Annotated in this window: 15 protein-coding genes and 1 pseudogene; 8 read left to right on the top strand and 8 right to left on the bottom strand. The window is 62.2% G+C overall.

What is annotated here, in order from left to right; all coding sequences use genetic code 11:
- The 3 genes from BGK68_RS28245 to BGK68_RS08490 form a co-directional block, all read right to left on the bottom strand.
- A partial coding sequence (locus BGK68_RS28245; protein ID WP_233149265.1) for an ATP-binding cassette domain-containing protein occupies positions 1-424 on the bottom strand: 424 nt, incomplete at its 3' end.
- Between the two features lie 10 nt (positions 425-434).
- On the bottom strand, positions 435-1,457 hold the full coding sequence (gene rhaS / locus BGK68_RS08485) for a rhamnose ABC transporter substrate-binding protein (protein ID WP_198937182.1): 1,023 nt from the start codon (positions 1,455-1,457) through the stop codon (positions 435-437).
- A gap of 57 nt (positions 1,458-1,514) precedes the next feature.
- Positions 1,515-2,321: a DeoR/GlpR family DNA-binding transcription regulator gene (locus BGK68_RS08490; protein WP_075256735.1), complete on the bottom strand. Its 807-nt coding sequence runs from the start codon at positions 2,319-2,321 to the stop codon at positions 1,515-1,517.
- A 301-nt stretch (positions 2,322-2,622) separates the two neighbouring features.
- Here BGK68_RS08490 and BGK68_RS08495 point away from each other — a divergent pair, with 301 nt between their 5' ends.
- The gene (locus BGK68_RS08495; protein WP_075256736.1) at positions 2,623-4,749 is read left to right on the top strand and encodes a bifunctional rhamnulose-1-phosphate aldolase/short-chain dehydrogenase; all 2,127 of its coding nucleotides are present in this window, start codon (positions 2,623-2,625) and stop codon (positions 4,747-4,749) included.
- 83 nt (positions 4,750-4,832) lie between these two features.
- Entirely contained in the window at positions 4,833-6,128 is a 1,296-nt protein-coding gene (gene rhaI / locus BGK68_RS08500; RefSeq protein ID WP_075256737.1) for an L-rhamnose catabolism isomerase, read from the top strand.
- A gap of 321 nt (positions 6,129-6,449) precedes the next feature.
- Here rhaI and BGK68_RS08505 read toward each other — a convergent pair.
- From BGK68_RS08505 to BGK68_RS08520, 3 genes and pseudogenes are all read right to left on the bottom strand, one after another.
- A pseudogene (locus BGK68_RS08505) lies at positions 6,450-7,559 on the bottom strand (IS3 family transposase).
- Between the two features lie 45 nt (positions 7,560-7,604).
- Positions 7,605-8,165 (bottom strand): transposase, encoded by a 561-nt coding sequence (locus BGK68_RS08515; RefSeq protein WP_075256739.1) that lies wholly within the window; start codon positions 8,163-8,165, stop codon positions 7,605-7,607.
- Between the two features lie 264 nt (positions 8,166-8,429).
- Complete coding sequence (locus BGK68_RS08520) at positions 8,430-9,986, bottom strand: IS1182 family transposase (protein ID WP_075256740.1); 1,557 nt, start codon at positions 9,984-9,986, stop codon at positions 8,430-8,432.
- A 215-nt stretch (positions 9,987-10,201) separates the two neighbouring features.
- Here BGK68_RS08520 and parA point away from each other — a divergent pair, with 215 nt between their 5' ends.
- The 6 genes from parA to BGK68_RS08550 are packed head-to-tail and all read left to right on the top strand — an operon-like array spanning position 10,202 to position 13,707.
- Entirely contained in the window at positions 10,202-10,840 is a 639-nt protein-coding gene (gene parA, locus BGK68_RS08525) for a ParA family partition ATPase (RefSeq protein WP_075256741.1), read from the top strand.
- The gene (locus BGK68_RS08530; RefSeq protein WP_075259738.1) at positions 10,837-11,109 is read left to right on the top strand and encodes a chromosome partitioning protein ParB; all 273 of its coding nucleotides are present in this window, start codon (positions 10,837-10,839) and stop codon (positions 11,107-11,109) included. Before parA ends, BGK68_RS08530 begins: the two co-directional genes overlap by 4 nt.
- A complete protein-coding gene (locus tag BGK68_RS08535) occupies positions 11,106-11,639 on the top strand; it encodes a DUF2840 domain-containing protein (RefSeq protein ID WP_075256742.1) in 534 nt (177 codons plus the stop codon). Before BGK68_RS08530 ends, BGK68_RS08535 begins: the two co-directional genes overlap by 4 nt.
- Positions 11,636-12,235, top strand: coding sequence for a S26 family signal peptidase (locus BGK68_RS08540; protein WP_075256743.1), 600 nt, complete (start codon positions 11,636-11,638; stop codon positions 12,233-12,235). The genes BGK68_RS08535 and BGK68_RS08540 overlap by 4 nt, the downstream gene beginning before the upstream one ends.
- Positions 12,232-12,570, top strand: coding sequence for a hypothetical protein (locus BGK68_RS08545; RefSeq protein ID WP_233149266.1), 339 nt, complete (start codon positions 12,232-12,234; stop codon positions 12,568-12,570). Before BGK68_RS08540 ends, BGK68_RS08545 begins: the two co-directional genes overlap by 4 nt.
- A 39-nt stretch (positions 12,571-12,609) precedes the next feature.
- Entirely contained in the window at positions 12,610-13,707 is a 1,098-nt protein-coding gene (locus BGK68_RS08550) for an IS110 family RNA-guided transposase (RefSeq protein WP_075255857.1), read from the top strand.
- A gap of 516 nt (positions 13,708-14,223) precedes the next feature.
- On the opposite strand, the gene BGK68_RS08555 is transcribed toward BGK68_RS08550, so the two are convergent.
- On the bottom strand, positions 14,224-14,733 hold the full coding sequence (locus tag BGK68_RS08555; RefSeq protein ID WP_075256744.1) for a hypothetical protein: 510 nt from the start codon (positions 14,731-14,733) through the stop codon (positions 14,224-14,226).
- 132 nt (positions 14,734-14,865) lie between these two features.
- Positions 14,866-15,300 (bottom strand): DUF2325 domain-containing protein, encoded by a 435-nt coding sequence (locus BGK68_RS08560; RefSeq protein WP_075256745.1) that lies wholly within the window; start codon positions 15,298-15,300, stop codon positions 14,866-14,868.
- Between the last annotated feature and the right edge of the window lie 61 nt (positions 15,301-15,361).

A 15,361-nucleotide genomic window follows, 5' to 3' on the forward strand; every position in this document is an offset into this window, starting at 1 on the left:
GCCAGCCGCATAACGGCTGGCGCCCGACCCAGATATTTTCGGCCACCGTCAGTTCTTCGAACATGACGGTTTCCTGGTGCACCGCCGTGATGCCTTCCTTCATGGCATCCTGGGCGCAGACAAAGTGCACTGCCTGTCCGCCCAGCACGATATTGCCTTCGTCCGGCTGGTGGATGCCGGTCAGGATCTTGACCAGGGTCGACTTGCCGGCGCCGTTCTCGCCCAGCAACGCCATCACTTCGCCGGCGCGCACCTCGAAGCCGACGTCGTGTAACGCCAGCACGCCCTGGAAGCGCTTGCCGATGCCGCTCAGCGCCAGCACCGGCGCGCTGCTGGTGTCGAGCGCGGCGCGCATGGCGACTGCGCCCGGCGCCTGTGGCGGGTTGAACAATGTGCCTGGGACAGGCAATACGGAAGTAACCATGGCGGTGTCGTCAGAAGATCTTGGCGAATTTGTCGACATTGCCGGCGTCGTAGGTGAACGGCGGCGCCAGTGCTGCTTCACCCGAGGCGTCGAGCTTGATCGATCCCATCCGGCCCACGGCCACGGTCTCGCCATCCTTGCCCTGGTTCCTGCCCTTGACGAACTGATAGGCGGCAAAGGTCGCGGCATAGCCGAGATCGATCGGATTCCAGATGGCAAAGCTCTTGACCGCGCCGCTCTTGATGTGGCCGGCCATCTCAGAGGGCAGGCCCAGTCCGGTCACATAGACCTTGCCAACCAGTTTTTCGTCCACCACGGCTTTGGCGGCGGCATTGATGCCGACGGTGGTCGGCGCGATGATGGCCTTGAGGTTCGGATGGCTGCGCAGCAGGCCGAGCGCCTCGCGATAACTCTTGTCGGACTGATCGTCGCCATAGACGGTGGTTACCAGCTTGATTCTGGAGAATTCGGGCTTGGCCAGCGCCTTCTTCATCTCGCCGATCCAGATGTTCTGGTTGGTGGCCTGCGCGGTGGCCGACAGGATCGCCACTTCGCCGGCGCCGCCGATGGCATCCGAGGCCATCTGGATCTGCTTCACGCCGATCAGTTCGGCATTGGACGGGTTCAGTTGCATCAGGCGTCCGGCGCGGGCGATGCCGCTGTCGAACGAAATGACCTTGATGCCGCGTTGCGCGGCGCGCTTGGCGATCGGAACCAGGGCATTGGCGTCGTTGGCCGAGACCACGATGGCATCGACCTTCTGGCTGATCAGTGAATTGATGATTTCGATCTGGCCTTCGGCGGTGGGCGTGGTAGGGCCGGTATAGATGATGTCGACATCACCCAGCTCCTTGGCGGCTTCTCTGGCGCCTTCGTGGGCGGCGTCGAAAAAGCCGTTGCCCAGGCTCTTGACCACCATGGCAATGCGTACCTTTTCGGCTGCCGCTGCGGGTTGCGCAAATCCGATGGCGGCCAGTGCCAGTGCCATCGCCAGCATGGCGCGTACCGACGCGCCCATCTTGTTCTTGGTCATGCCTTGGCTCCAGTTTGATTGTATGTGCGGCCTGGCGCGCGGATTGCGCGTGGCCGTTCAGTCCTGCAGCGCCGGTTCGCGCTCTTGCACCGGCGCCACCGTCACTACCTTGACGCCGGCTTGCTCCATCATCTGCACCGCAGCATCGGCTACGCCGGTGTCGGTGATGAGCCAGCTGACACGGTTGAGTCCGCACAGGATCAAGCCTGCCTTGCGGGAGAACTTTGAACTGTCGACCAGCACGATCAATTGCTCGGCCTGGCTCAGCAAGCGCTTTTCCGCCTGGATCAGCAGCGGGTCGACTTCCATCAGGCCCAGCATCGACAGGCCGTACACGCCCATGAACATCTTGCCGGCATAGTGGTGTTGCGTGATGTCGTTGTCGAACGGGCTCAGGATGACGTTCTGCTCGCGATACACCTGGCCGCCCGGGACGATGATCTGGTTCTCGCTGGTGGTCAGCAGGCGCTCGGCCATCAGGAACGAATTGGTCAGGATCTTGAGTCGCTTGTGCGCCAGGTACTCGACCATCATGAAGGTGGTGGTGCCGCCGTTGATGATGATGGTCTCGCCGTCGTCGCACAGGTCGGCGGCATGGCGGGCAATCGCCTGCTTCTGGGGACGGTTGCGTTCCAGGTTGGCCTGGAAGCTCTCGCCCGACAGCGCGAAGGGTTTGCGCTTGGGTTCGAGCCGCTCGGCGCCGCCCCGGGTGCGGGTGAGCATGTTGCGCTCGGCCAGCCAGGCGATATCGCGCCGCACCGTGGCCGCCGATGCATTGAGCCAGTCGCAGAGCTGCTCGACGCTGGCGCCGGCATGTTCCGACAGCAGGCCCAGCAACCGCTTGCGGCGATTGGGGTTGATCATGTTCGTCTCCATGATGTTGTTCGCCGGCGGCCCGGTCTGTTGCCAGTGCCTGTCCTGCGATCTTTCGTTATGTCCCAAGACTAAGCGATCGGCAAAAAGCAAGTCAACAAACAATCAATCAACTTGGTGATTACTTCCGAAACGATCACCAAGTTGATTGAAGATCGATTGACTCTGATTGCCGGCTGCTTTTTACTAGATCCCAGAAAAAGCGCACCTTGCGCCGATTGATGAAATGCGTTTTAGCATTACCGCCTGTCGCAGGTCGCGGTGGGCAAGCATAATCAGAACGGAGACCTGAATGACCACAGCCTTTTCATCCGACGTGGCTTCGGCCAGAGCTGGCGCAGCGCGCATCGCTTCGGCCTGGGACGACGCCTATGCCGCCACCCTCGACGAGCCGCAACTGCTGCTGTACCGCTCCAATCTGCTCGGGGCAGACAAGGAAATCACCAATTTCGGCGGTGGCAACACCTCCGCCAAGATCGTCATGCCCGATCCGCTGACCGGCGCGCAAACGGAGGTGCTATGGGTCAAGGGTTCGGGCGGCGACCTGGGCAGTATCAAGCTGGACGGCTTTGCGACGCTTTACATGGACAAGCTCAATGCCTTGCGCGGTCGCTACCGCGGGCTCGACAATGAAGACGAGATGGTCGGCTACCTGCCGCATTGCACCTTCAACCTCAATGCCCGTGCCGCCAGTATTGATACGCCCCTGCATGCCTATATTGCGCATCGCCACGTCGATCACATGCATCCCGATGCGGTCATTGCCATCGCCGCCTGCAAGAACAGCCGTGCGCTTACCGCCAGCATCTTCGAAGGCGAGCTGGGTTGGCTGCCGTGGCAGCGCCCGGGTTACGACCTGGGCCTCAAGCTGGAGGCGATGGTCAGCGAGCAACCTGGGCTCAAGGGCATCATGCTGGAAGGGCATGGCCTGTTTACCTGGGGCGATACCGCCAAGTCCTGCTACGAGAACACACTGAGCATCATCCGCCGGGCCGATGCCTGGCTGGCTGCCAATGGCAGCACTCCAGCCTTTGGCGGCGCCCGCCATGCTGCGCTGCCGCAGCAGGAGCGTGCGGCGTTGGCTGCACGGCTGATGCCGGTACTGCGCGGCAAGATCAGCAAGGGCGAATACAAGCTGGGTCACTTCGACGACAGTACAGCGGTGCTCGAATTCGTCTGCAGCCAGGAGTTGCAGGCACTGGCCGCGCTCGGCACTTCGTGTCCCGATCATTTCCTGCGTACCAAGATCCGCCCGCTGGTGCTCGACTTCGCGCCCGACGCACCCGACTTCGACGCGTTGGCCGCCAGCCTCGGCGCGGCGCTGGAGGCTTATCGCCAGGACTACGCGGCTTACTACCAGCGTTGCGCCCGGCCCGACAGCCCAGCCATGCGCGACCCCAATCCGGTGATCTACCTGATTCCCGGTGTGGGCATGTTGTCGTTCGCCAAGGACAAGGCTACTGCGCGCATTGCAGGTGAGTTCTATATCAATGCCGTCAACGTCATGCGCGGCGCCAACAGCGTCGACACCTATGTCGGGCTGCCCGAACAGGAAGCCTTCGACATCGAATACTGGTTGCTCGAAGAGGCCAAGTTGCAGCGCATGCCCAAGCCCAAGAGCCTCGCCGGCCGGGTGGCGCTGGTCACCGGCGGCGGCGGCGGCATCGGCCAGGCGGTGGCACGGCAATTGCTGGCCGAAGGCGCCTGCGTGATGCTGACCGATATCGACCAGGCGGCCATCGACAGCGCCTACGGCGGCCTGGTCAGGCACGGCGGAGCGGATGCGATCGCCACCGTGCGCGCCGACATCACCAGCGAGGCCGACGTCAAGCGGGTGCTCGATAGTGTCGCCTTGCGTTTCGGTGGCGTCGATCTGTTAGTCTCGAATGCGGGTATCGCTTCGGCTTCGCCGTTGCAGGACACCAGTCTCGCCGTCTGGCAACACAATCTTTCGGTGCTGGCCACCGGCTACTTCCTGGTCAGCCGCACCGCTTACAGCAGCATGCTGGCGCAAGGCCTGGGCGGCAGCATCATCTATGTCGCCAGCAAGAATGGGCTGGTGGCTTCGGCGGGCGCATCGGCCTATTGCACCGCCAAGGCGGCCGAGATCCACCTGGCACGCTGCATCGCGCTCGAAGGCGCGCCGTATGGAATCCGCGTCAATGTGGTCAATCCCGACGCCGTGATTCGCGGCTCGCGCATCTGGGACGGCAAATGGAAAGAAGAGCGCGCCGCCTCCAACAAGATCGAAGCCGACAATATCGAAGAGTTCTACCGTCAGCGCAGCCTGCTCAAGCGTAGCGTGCTGCCCGAGGATATTGCCGAAGCGGTCTATTTCTTCGCCAGCGAGAAGTCTGCCAAGAGCACCGGCAACATCCTCAATGTCGATGCCGGCAACGCCGCAGCGTTTACCCGTTGAGCGGGTAAAGCGCCGATCGTAAAAGCAGGTAAATAAGCGCGGCACGTAATGTAAGGCAACGCGCAATCCATCACGGAGACAACATGACATTTCGCATTTCACCAGATTTCGTCGCGCAACAGAATGCGCGCGAACAGGCCCGCCTGCAGGCCGACTATGACGCCCTGGCCGGTACGCTGCAACGGCGCGGGCAGGATATCGAAGTCCTCACCGGGCTGGCGGCCGGCTTTGCCGTGGCCCTGCCCAGTTGGGGCGTGGGCACCGGCGGCACGCGCTTTGCACGTTTTGCCGGCAAGGGCGAACCGCGCAATGTGTTCGAGAAGATCGACGACTGCGGCACCATCCACCAGCTCACCCGCGCCACGCCCGGGGTGTCGCTGCACTTTCCGTGGGATCGCACCAGCGACCCGCGCGCGTTGCGCGAAGCGGCGCAAGAGCATGGTCTCTATTTCGACGCGGTCAATTCCAACACTTTCCAGGATGCTGCCGGCCAGGAGCAGAGTTATAAATTCGGCAGCCTGACGGCGCAGGACCCGGCAGTGCGCGCGCAGGCCGTGGCGCACAACATCGATTGCGTGGAGCTGGGCCATGCGCTGGGCTCGAAGGGCTTGACCGTGTGGGTCGGCGACGGCGCCAACTTCCCCGGCCAGCACAACCTGCGCGGCGCACTGGAGCGTTATCTGGACAGCATGCGCGGCATCTACGCCGCGTTGCCGGCCGACTGGACCGTGTTCATCGAACACAAGCTGTTCGAACCGGCGTTCTACGCCACCACCATCGCCGACTGGGGCACCAGCTTCGCCTGCGCCACCGAACTGGGACCCAAGGCCAAGTGCCTGGTCGACCTCGGCCACCACGCGCCCAACACCAACATCGAGATGATCGTGGCGCGCCTGGCGCAGTTCGGCAAGCTGGGCGGATTCCACTTCAACGACAGCAAGTACGGCGACGACGATCTCGACTCGGGCAGCATCAATCCGTTCCAGCTGTTCCTGATCTTCAATGAATTGCGCGATGCCGCCATCCGTGGTGGCGAGACGTTCAGTCCGGCCTACATGCTGGACCAGTCGCACAATGTCACCGACCCCATCGAAAGCCTGATGACCAGCGCCATCGAAGTGCAGCGCGCCTACATCCAGGCCGCGCTGGTCGACCAGCAGGCACTGCAGCATCACCAGAAGAACAATGACGCATTGATGGCGGCGCAAACGCTCAAGCAGGCGTTTCGTACCGACGTCGGGGCGATCCTGGAGATGGCGCGACTGCGAAGCGGTGGCGCCATCGACCCGGTGGCGTTCTATCGCGCCAGCGCCTATCGCGACCATAAACGCGCCGAGCGTCCGCCTGTGGCAGGCGCCAGCAGTAGCGGAATTGTCTGAAAGGAAACGTTGGCGTCCAAGCCCTGTGATGCCAAAATATTGGTCGTACTGAGTATTGCGCACAGTCATCTTTTATTGCATCATCGGGCCGCTGAACAAAATTGCACCAGTTGGCCCGCCACTGTTGTTCTATAAAAAAAGCATCGTCTTCGTGTGAGAAGAGGAGACAGCTACCAATATGAACAACCAAGGTAAACCATGTCTGCATATTTCAAGAACCTGGCGGTGGGCAAGCGCATTGCCGCCGTCTTCGCCCTAATCATTGTGTTGCTGGTTGTCGTCAGTGCAATGACCTGCCCCCGGGAATTGGACAGTTTAGAACTAGAGAGGGGTTACCTCTTTGGGTTTTACTGACCACTTTTGGACGAACTCGCTTGGGGTCAGATGGCCAAGCGAGCCGTGGGGACGATGATGGTTGTAGTCGTTCTGCCAAGCCTGCATCTTTTCTCGAAGGTCATAGAGTGTGATGAATTCATGCACGTTAAGGAATTCATCACGCAGCCGGCCATTGAATGACTCGATGAGACCATTATCGGTCGGCTTGCCAGGTCGCGTGTAGTCGAGTTTCACGCCATGGTGGTATGCCCATTCGTCCAAGGCGCGGGAGGTGAACTCGGTTCCATTATCCACGGTGATGGATTTGGGCCATCCGCGAACGGCCGCAGAACGATCCAATGCCTGGCCAACCGCACGGCCGGTCTGCCGGAAGTTGGCCTCCAGGCATACACTCTCGCGACTCCATTGATCGATGACGGTCAGGATGCGAAAGCGGCGGCCGTCAAGCATCTGATCATGAACGAAATCCATGCTCCAGTGCTGATTCGGCCCAGTGGGCACCGGCGGCTTGCCGCGCAGCAGGGCGATGCGCTTGCGGCGTTTGACCTTCACCGTAGTTGCAGTCCCTCCAGGCTATAGAGTCGATAGACGCGTTTTTTACCCACTTCCCAGCCCTCGCGGCGCAGCATCAGCAGCACTCGTCGGTAGCCAAATCGCGGACGGCTCATGGCAATATCTCGGATGCGCTGGCGTAGCGCGCTTTGATCTCGTGCGTGACTCTTCTCGTACCACGTCGAACGCTGCAGCAACGCCAGCGCACAGGAACGCCGCACACTTATCTGGAAACGCTCTTGCATCCAGGCCGCCAGCTCGCGCCGTTTGGCAGCCTTCAGACTTTTTTCGCACCACCTCTTGCAGGATTTGCTTATCCAGCGTCAGGTCGGCGACGATACGTCGCAGGCGCGCATTCTCGTCTTCCAGCTGCTTGAGCTTGCGCAGCTCGCTTACGCCGAAATCGGCGTACTTCTTCTTCCATGTATAGAAGGTTGCTTCCGACACGCCAAGCTGCCGACAGACGTCGACCACCGGCGTGCCGCCTTCGGCCAATCGCAACGCATAGGCGATTTGCTCTTCGGTAAATCTCGAACGTTTCATGGCTACTCCTTGCCCGTTTCGGGGCGCTGAGAAGCAACCTTAACTCTAGTTTTGACCTGTACTGATATTCCGGGGGCAGGTCACGATGCGCTCAGCGGCGCGTTCCAACCTTACTGCACGCTGGCGCAGTTCCGCGTGTGTGCCACTGCGCTCTTTGCTAGCGTTGCTCGGCAGCTTCACCCCGTCGATGGCGAACAGCTCGCCACCGATCAAACCCTGCGCGTCACACGTGACCAGCACTTGGGCGCACAGCGGCTTGACCTGCTCGCCCAAATGGCTGACGAACTTGGCGATGTGCGTGTGGCTAGGCTGGCTGTTCCCGCTCAGGGCAATGAACTGCACGTTGTGCAAGCAGGCACGCTCGATGGCGCGGCTGGAGAGCATCCCTTGGCTGTAAGCGAACAACACGATCTTGAGCATCACCCGCGGGTCGTAGGCGCTAGCACCGACTTCGCCATTACGAAACCGCGCATCCAACTCGCTGAGGTCCAGCTCGTGATCGACCAGGTAGTCCAGTGCAAAGGCGAAGCTACCAGGCGCGATCTGCTCGGAGAGAATCACCGGCAGAAACAGACCATTGCGTTCTTGAGGCTTGTAGCGAGGCATAAGCAATCCCGACTGTATCGATCTTCCAAATCTAACGCAGGTGATGGATTGAAAGTGAGGTTTTTTTACAGCCTCAACTTAAATTCTCTAACGAGGTTGTTAAAAAATCCCGTTGTTGATCGAAGAGAGAGCAATCAGCGTACCAGTGAACGTCCGAGAGTTGTAGCGCAGTTGAATTTCTACATTTGTAGAAAAAATGGTTTGAAACGAATTGTGGCGTCAGCGAGATGCTGTGGCACGCCAGAGATCGAGAAAGAACACTCTTCAGGCCTTCTGCCATCCGCTTGCAGCCAGTTTCTCGATGTTGTGGACCATGCAATACAGGTGCCACTGCGTGTTGACCTTGTCACGACCTCGAAGGTTGAAGCGCGAGAAACCCTTGTTGTGTCGCAGATTGGCAAATACGGGCTCTACCGTTCCGATACGTCGGCTGTACAGGGCTCGACCACTGGGGGTGTCGATTGCTTGGCGCATCAGGTCGATGGCACGCTGTTGGTTAACCGTCTCGTTCTTTGCAGCGATGCGACGGGATGTTTTTCGGCTGATCTTGATACTGCGCGGTGTGCCTTGCTCGGGATTTCGCAAGCACAGCGAGCGGAATTCGCAAGATGCACAGTCCGTTGCATCGGCTCTGAATATCCGTTGACCTTGACCATTGGCAAGGGGGTAGACACGCCCCGTGCCCACCAGCTTCTTGCCTGCGGGACAGATGCACAGGCGTGGGCTTTTGAACTGGAAGTCACTCAGCCCAAAGTGCTTGGGCACAGATGCCAGCTCGACAGTGGCCTTATTGTGGAGCGTCGGCGCAGCGGGCTTGAAGCGTCCCTGGCCGGCAAGTCGTTCATCGCGTTTGCGCATGTGTTTGTCGGCGATCAGTGCAGCGATATCCAGGTCGGCCAGTTGCTGAACGTTGTCCTTGCTGTGGTAACCCGCGTCGGCAACGATCACGGTGTCGGCTCTCAGATACGGGCGCGACTGCTCGATCATGGGAATCAGCATCCCGTGTTCGGAAACCGAGCCCACGACATCGGTGGCGACAATCACCTGATGCCCTGTATCGACAGCTGCCTGTGCGGCATAGCCTTGGATGACGCCTTTACCCGTGGCCATCTTGCCGCTGTCTGGATCGGTGACGTTGGTCTTGATCTCGATGCCTTTGCGGCCGGTCGTTTCAGACGACACCGAAATGAATTCGCGTGTGCGAGCGGCTTCCCGGCGCAGGGCGTCTATGCGCGCCTGACGGCGACTATCCATTGGTTCTTCTTGCGCGCAGTAGTCCAGACCCTGATGCAGCTCGACAATCTTGTCGGCCGCACGTTCCAGGCGCCGCGCACGTTGCAACAGTTCTTCGAACGTGCCACTGCGTTCCTTGCTGGCATTGCTGGGGAGCTTCACACCGTCGATGGCGAAGAGATCTCCGCCAATCAGCCCTTGCGCATCGCAGGTCATCAGAACCTGGGCAAACAGGGTCTTGATCTGTTCTCCCATGCCACTGACGAACTTGGCGATGTGTGCGTGGCTAGGCTGGCTGTTGCCACACAGGGCGACGAACTGCACATTATGGATGCAGGTGCGGGCAATAGCGCGACTGGACAGCATGCCTTGGCTGTAGGCGAACAGCACGATCTTGAGCATGACGCGAGGATCGTAGGCGCTGGCGCCAACCTCGTCATTGCGGAAGCGTGCATCGAGCCCGGAAAGATCGAGTTCATGATCGACCAAGTAGTCCAGTGCAAAGGCAAAGCTGCCGGGAACGATCTGCTCCGAAAGGATGACTGGCAGGAACAGACCATTGCGATCTTGGTTTTTGTAGCGGGCCATGGTGTGCTGGATGAAGTTGACTCCAACTACAACGGTCTACGGCACACACAGGCCGACACCTGCAAAAGTTTTTTTACAGCCTCAACTTTTAGTAGAAGCGCGTCGTTTCGGTGGACAACTGCCGAAAGGCAAAAAACACAGCCACCCCGAAGGCAAAACAAAACTCGTTTTGCAAAGCAAAAGCAGGCTGGCTTTCCCCATCGGAGGGCCGCGCCATGATCGTCGCGTTGCTCAACCAGAAAGGCGGTGTGGGCAAGACCACGCTTGCCACGCACATCGCCGGCGAGCTGGCCATGCGCGGCCAGCAAGTCGTTCTGCTCGACGCCGACCCGCAAGGCTCGGCGCTGGATTGGACGCAGCGGCGCGCGCAACAGGGCTTGCCGCGCTTGTTCAGCGCCGTGGGCCTCGCACGCGAGACGCTGCACCAGGAAGCCCCCGAGCTGGCACGCCGAGCCGATCACGTCGTCATCGACGGCCCGCCACGCATCGCCGCTCTGGCGCGCTCCGCGCTGCTGGCGGCCGAGCGCGTGCTGATCCCGGTGCAGCCCAGTCCCTACGACTTGTGGGCGTCCGCCGAAATGGTGGCGCTGATCCGCGAAGCGCAGATGTTCCGGCCAGCGCTGCGCGCAGCCTTCGCCATCAATAGGCGCGTCAGCACGACCATCATTGGCCGCGAAGCGCGCCAGGCGTTGGCCGACCAGCCGCTGCCCGCGCTGCGTTCGGAGGTGCACCAACGCATCGTTTTTGCCGACAGCGTGGCTGCCGGTCGGCTCGCCTGCGAGACGGCACCTGACAGCGCCGCCGCGCGCGAGATCGCCGCGCTGGTCGATGAACTGCTGTGGTGGCCGACATGACCACGGAACGATCTACGCGTGGCAAACGCGTCGGCATCGGTGTTCGGCCACCAGCGAACCCGCACGCAGAGGCGTGGGTTCGCCAGGGCGAAGCCGACGCCTTAAAGAAAGGCGATCTCTACACCGCGCGCCTTACCCTCGATATCACGCCCGCGATGCGTGCGCGCATCAAGGTGTCGGCCTTCACGCAGGGCGTGACGGTGGCCGAACTGCTGCGCGCATTGCTGGAGCGCGAATTCCCTGACGCATCCACGGAGAGAACACCATGAACGCTCACGCCTTGCCAGGCACGGCTGCACCACCGACGTCACTCGCTGAACTCATTGGCCGAGCCAACCCCGCACCACTGCCCCGCGTTTCGCTGGCTTTCATTGAGCAGCGCATCGACATCTATCTGCGCTTCGGCGAACCGGCGCGCACCATCCGGCTCGACCGCTGGCGGCGCGTCGCGATGTTCCTGCCGGGCGCCGTATTCTGTCGCATTCGCTGGCACGCTAACGACTACGGCACCGTGCGCTGGCAGCTCATGGTGATGCAGTCTTGCACGCCGCTGGACGCGGCGCAGCGCATCCCCGGCGTGCTGCCCGGCGCATGCCTGTTGCTTAACGCCGAGGGTGAGCCCGCCGTGCGCGCCGTCCTGGCGCAGATCGACGCCATCGAGGCGCAAGGCATCGCGCCCGCCGATGTGTCGCCCGCGTACTGGCGCACGCTCGGCAATCGTCTCGCTGCGCGCCTGCCGTTGCCAGCCTACACAGCCGAGCGGCACACCGCCTGGTTGGCCGGGAGGGCGAAGTCATGACGATGCTTTCTACATCCGCCAACACCACGGGAACAGCGCCGCATTCTCGCTCGCTCGGGCGTGCTCGCGTCGTCGTGGCCGCACTTACCGCCATCGGCTTCGCTGCGCTGGGCTGGGCGTCTTTCGTGTCACCACTGCCGCGCCTGACCTACAACCCGTCCGACAGCGTGGCGGTCGGCTGGTATCGAGTCGATCCGCTCGACCACCGGGCCGGTTCGCTGCCAAGTCCGTTGTCTGTGAACAGCATTGTGCTAGTCCCGCTACCGTCCGAGGCCGCCGCGTTGGCAGCGCAGCGCGGCTACCTGCCGACGCGCGTTCCATTGCTCAAGCGCGTGGGTGCGGTTGCACCGCAGGTAGTGTGCATCGCGGGTGGCATTGTTCGCGTCGACGGTGTGCCTTTGGCCGCCTTGCTGCGCGCCGACCGGCTGGGTCGTCCGCTGCCGTCGTGGCAGCGGTGCCGCCGTCTTGAATCCGGTGAGCTGTTCCTGTTGAGTGTCACGAACCCGGCGTCCTTCGATAGTCGCTATTTCGGCCCGGTCAGCGCATCCACCGTGATCGGTGTCGCGCATCCGGTCTGGTTGGAGACACGTCCATGATGGCCATCGATTCGCAGCACGTTGCTGTGCATCTCATCGTGTCATCGGGCATGTCGTTTCGCTGGTCATCGCCGTGTCGTCGCGCGTGCAGTGCGAGCGCATTCGCACTGCACTTCGCGCAACATCCGATGCCACCTTCCCGTGTGCAGGCGTCTTGCCTCGAACGCGCTCGGCCTGTGGCCGTGGCTGCGTTCGCCGGCGGCTGGCTGCGGGCAGCGCAGCACCGCCGGGACGCCGAGGCCCGGAGTGAAAGCGAAGGGCAAAGGCGGAATGCCGCTGTAATCGTCGTCAAGGCGGTAGCGCGCGGCGGTGCGTTCGTGACGCGACTACCATGAAAGCCTCTTAACGCACCACTGACACCAAGGAGCACGAACATGGATCACCCTCTCTTTGCCGGTTTGGACGTCTCCATCCAGGAGACCGCGGTGTGCGTCATCGACGACGCCGGACACGTGCTGATGCAAACGACCGTCGCAACGCAACCCACCGCGATCGCGACGGCGCTGGCGCCGTACCGCAAGCGCCTGGGCCGGGTCGGCCACGAAGCCGGCGCGCTGTCGCCGTGGCTGCATCCGGCGCTGCTGGCCCAGGGACTACCGGCGGTGTGCCTGGAAGCACGACGCGTGCGTGCCGCGCTGTCGGCGCAGCGTAACAAGACCGACGCGGCCGATGCGCTGGGCATTGCGCACATCGTGCGCACCGGCTGGTACGGCACGGCGCACATCAAGCAGGAGAGTACCTATCGATTGCGCCTGCTGCTCACGCAGCGGCGCAACCTCAAGCGCAAGTTCCTCGACCTGGAGAACACCATTCGCCACTCGCTCAAGGCGTTTGGCATCCGCCTGCACAAGGTCGGGCGGGCCGGTTTCGAGCCGGCCGTGCGCGAGGCGGTGGCCGAAGACGCGCTGACCCGCGAGCTGATGGACAGCATGCTCACGGCGCGCGCGGCGCTCTGGAAGGAGTACCTGCGCCTGCACAAGCTGGTGGTGCGATACGTCGCCCAGCATCCCGTCTGTCGCCAGTTTCTCGCCATCCCCGGTGTCGGTCCGGTGACCGCGTTGAGTTTCCTGACCGCCGTCGAGGATCCGTCCCGGTTCCGGCGCAGCCGCAACGTCGGCGCGTACTTCGGGTTGACCTCCAAACGCTGGCAGTCGGGCAGTTCGATCGACATCCAGGGGCGCATCAGCAAGGCGGGCGACCCGGACGTGCGCCGTGCGCTCTACGAAGCCGCGACCGTGATGCTCAAACGCTATCGCGGCCAGGACAAGATCCGCGAGTGGGGCCTGCAACTGGCGCGCAAAAGCTGTCATCACAAGGCGGCCGTGGCGGTGGCCCGCAAGCTGGCCGTCCTCATGCACGCCATGTGGCGGGACGGCACGGTCTATATCGGCGACGCGACGCTTAGCGATGAGGCGCGTGCCCGGCACCACCACGACAAGGCAAGGCGGTTGCTGGGCGCCGCCTTGGCGTGAGCCTGGCTGGACTTAAGCCCAGCCACTGAACACCTTGATGAGGTCAACGCGTTCCTTGTGAACACCGTAGCGATGATGCAGACCTGGACCGACGGCACGCACGATGTCTTGCCTGTGGCGGCGTACGCCGACCACGCTCGAATGCCTGTGATGTGGCGCCGTCAGACCGATCGCGTAATGCGCCCCGACGATTCGCCTGCCGTGGTCTTCTACGGCCGCGGCCCCATTCGCCCGTCGGTGAGCGCGGAGGAATGCACGGCGCATCCCCGCTCGGTTTGCCAAGGACACGACGCCCTCGTGGTGTGGACTGATGTGATGTTCCGTCTCCGTGCGCGAGCATGCCGACAGAGACGGAACCGATGTGCAGATGGTCGTCACCCAAGAGATCCGCCATGCAACCCCGCACGGAACCCTTGACGCCGATTAGGAAAGCAAGACAAAACGCCGCCCGTCAGACGACGGGCGGCGTTTTGTCTTTTTTCTTTTGTCAGCTCGGCACTGACCTCGGCATCAGCATCAGGGCGCCGGCTGCTCCGGTCCCGGCACCAGGAACTTGGACTTGGCGCAATACATCTTGGCGTTGATATCGTTGTAGACGATCTTGCTGCCGGCCTGCGACTGCCGCATCGGATAGGCCGAGTCATCTTCCGGCGTGAAGCGGATGCCCAGCGCGGCCTTGATGGCGTCGCTCAGCTTGACCGGGGTGGTGCTGAAATAGGCGCCGATGAAGTCGGCCTGGCTGTTGCCGTCATTGACCAGGAAATCGGTGGCCTGCATGCCCCACAGCGTGACATTGGTGGCCTTGAACCAGTAGGCCCCGCCCTCGGTCTTGTAGGGCGGCCCGAAGGCGGCGAACAGGTAATCATAGAAATACTTGCTGTTGAGCTGGTTCAGGCACAGCAAGGCATTGCCGACCTCGATGCCGAAGCTGGGTTGCGGGGCGGCCTGCGCAGCGGGAGCCAGCGCGGCCGAGCAGGCCAGCATCAGCGCCGGCGCAGCGGCGGCCAGACGACGTACGATTTTCAAGCGGACTCCCAAAAAATTGCCCGTTTGGCATGGGTCGGATGGGTCGATAATGCCGTCGATGACGGCCAGGGAGTCGATTGTAGGGGGCTTTTGCCGATATTCCAATCGGCATGATGTCAGCTTGCTGCCACCTCAGCTGCGCCGCCGGATCACGCGGTCGCCGCGCGCCGATGGACCGTCATGCGTGGCCTGGGCTTGCGCCAGGTGGCCCAGGCCATCCAGAAAGGATGCGATGCCGGTCCCTTTGACCAGCACGCAGGGCTTGCCCAGCTTCTTGCAGGTGCTCTTGACCAGGTGATAGGCGTTGTGACTGATGTTGCCCGAGGCGCAGATGACGATATCGGCGGCGGCCAGCATGGGGGTGAGGCGGTGCAGGTTGTCCTCGCGCCCGCCATCGTGATGCAGGAAGCGACCGGCGCGGGTTTCGATCTGGGTGCGGTAGTGGTTGCGCGCCCCGGTGAGACCGCCCACGCACAGCACGCAGCGGTCCTCCAGCGAGACGTTGGCAAGGGCAGGGGAAAGCGGGGCGGCGTGCATGGCGACAGGCTCCGTGGCAGTGAGAGACATGTCAGCCTACGTCCTGCCAGGCCGCGTGCGAACGAATCAATTCGCAGCAGCATATGCGCTT

This window comes from Herbaspirillum camelliae (assembly GCF_001929405.1).
GTDB classification, from domain to species: domain Bacteria; phylum Pseudomonadota; class Gammaproteobacteria; order Burkholderiales; family Burkholderiaceae_D; genus Herbaspirillum; species Herbaspirillum seropedicae.

What these genes read in the sequence shown, in the direction of transcription:
- BGK68_RS08495 (WP_075256736.1), top strand. Translation starts at nt 2,623, where the DNA reads ATGACCACAGCCTTTTCATCCGACGTGGCTTCGGCCAGAGCTGGCGCA.
- rhaI (WP_075256737.1), top strand. Translation starts at nt 4,833, where the DNA reads ATGACATTTCGCATTTCACCAGATTTCGTCGCGCAACAGAATGCGCGC.
- BGK68_RS08530 (WP_075259738.1), top strand. Translation starts at nt 10,837, where the DNA reads ATGACCACGGAACGATCTACGCGTGGCAAACGCGTCGGCATCGGTGTT.
- BGK68_RS08545 (WP_233149266.1), top strand. Translation starts at nt 12,232, where the DNA reads ATGATGGCCATCGATTCGCAGCACGTTGCTGTGCATCTCATCGTGTCA.
- BGK68_RS08515 (WP_075256739.1), bottom strand. Translation starts at nt 8,165, where the DNA reads ATGCCTCGCTACAAGCCTCAAGAACGCAATGGTCTGTTTCTGCCGGTG.
- BGK68_RS08540 (WP_075256743.1), top strand. Translation starts at nt 11,636, where the DNA reads ATGACGATGCTTTCTACATCCGCCAACACCACGGGAACAGCGCCGCAT.
- BGK68_RS08535 (WP_075256742.1), top strand. Translation starts at nt 11,106, where the DNA reads ATGAACGCTCACGCCTTGCCAGGCACGGCTGCACCACCGACGTCACTC.
- parA (WP_075256741.1), top strand. Translation starts at nt 10,202, where the DNA reads ATGATCGTCGCGTTGCTCAACCAGAAAGGCGGTGTGGGCAAGACCACG.
- BGK68_RS08520 (WP_075256740.1), bottom strand. Translation starts at nt 9,986, where the DNA reads ATGGCCCGCTACAAAAACCAAGATCGCAATGGTCTGTTCCTGCCAGTC.
- BGK68_RS08550 (WP_075255857.1), top strand. Translation starts at nt 12,610, where the DNA reads ATGGATCACCCTCTCTTTGCCGGTTTGGACGTCTCCATCCAGGAGACC.
- BGK68_RS08560 (WP_075256745.1), bottom strand. Translation starts at nt 15,300, where the DNA reads ATGTCTCTCACTGCCACGGAGCCTGTCGCCATGCACGCCGCCCCGCTT.
- BGK68_RS08490 (WP_075256735.1), bottom strand. Translation starts at nt 2,321, where the DNA reads ATGATCAACCCCAATCGCCGCAAGCGGTTGCTGGGCCTGCTGTCGGAA.
- rhaS (WP_198937182.1), bottom strand. Translation starts at nt 1,457, where the DNA reads ATGACCAAGAACAAGATGGGCGCGTCGGTACGCGCCATGCTGGCGATG.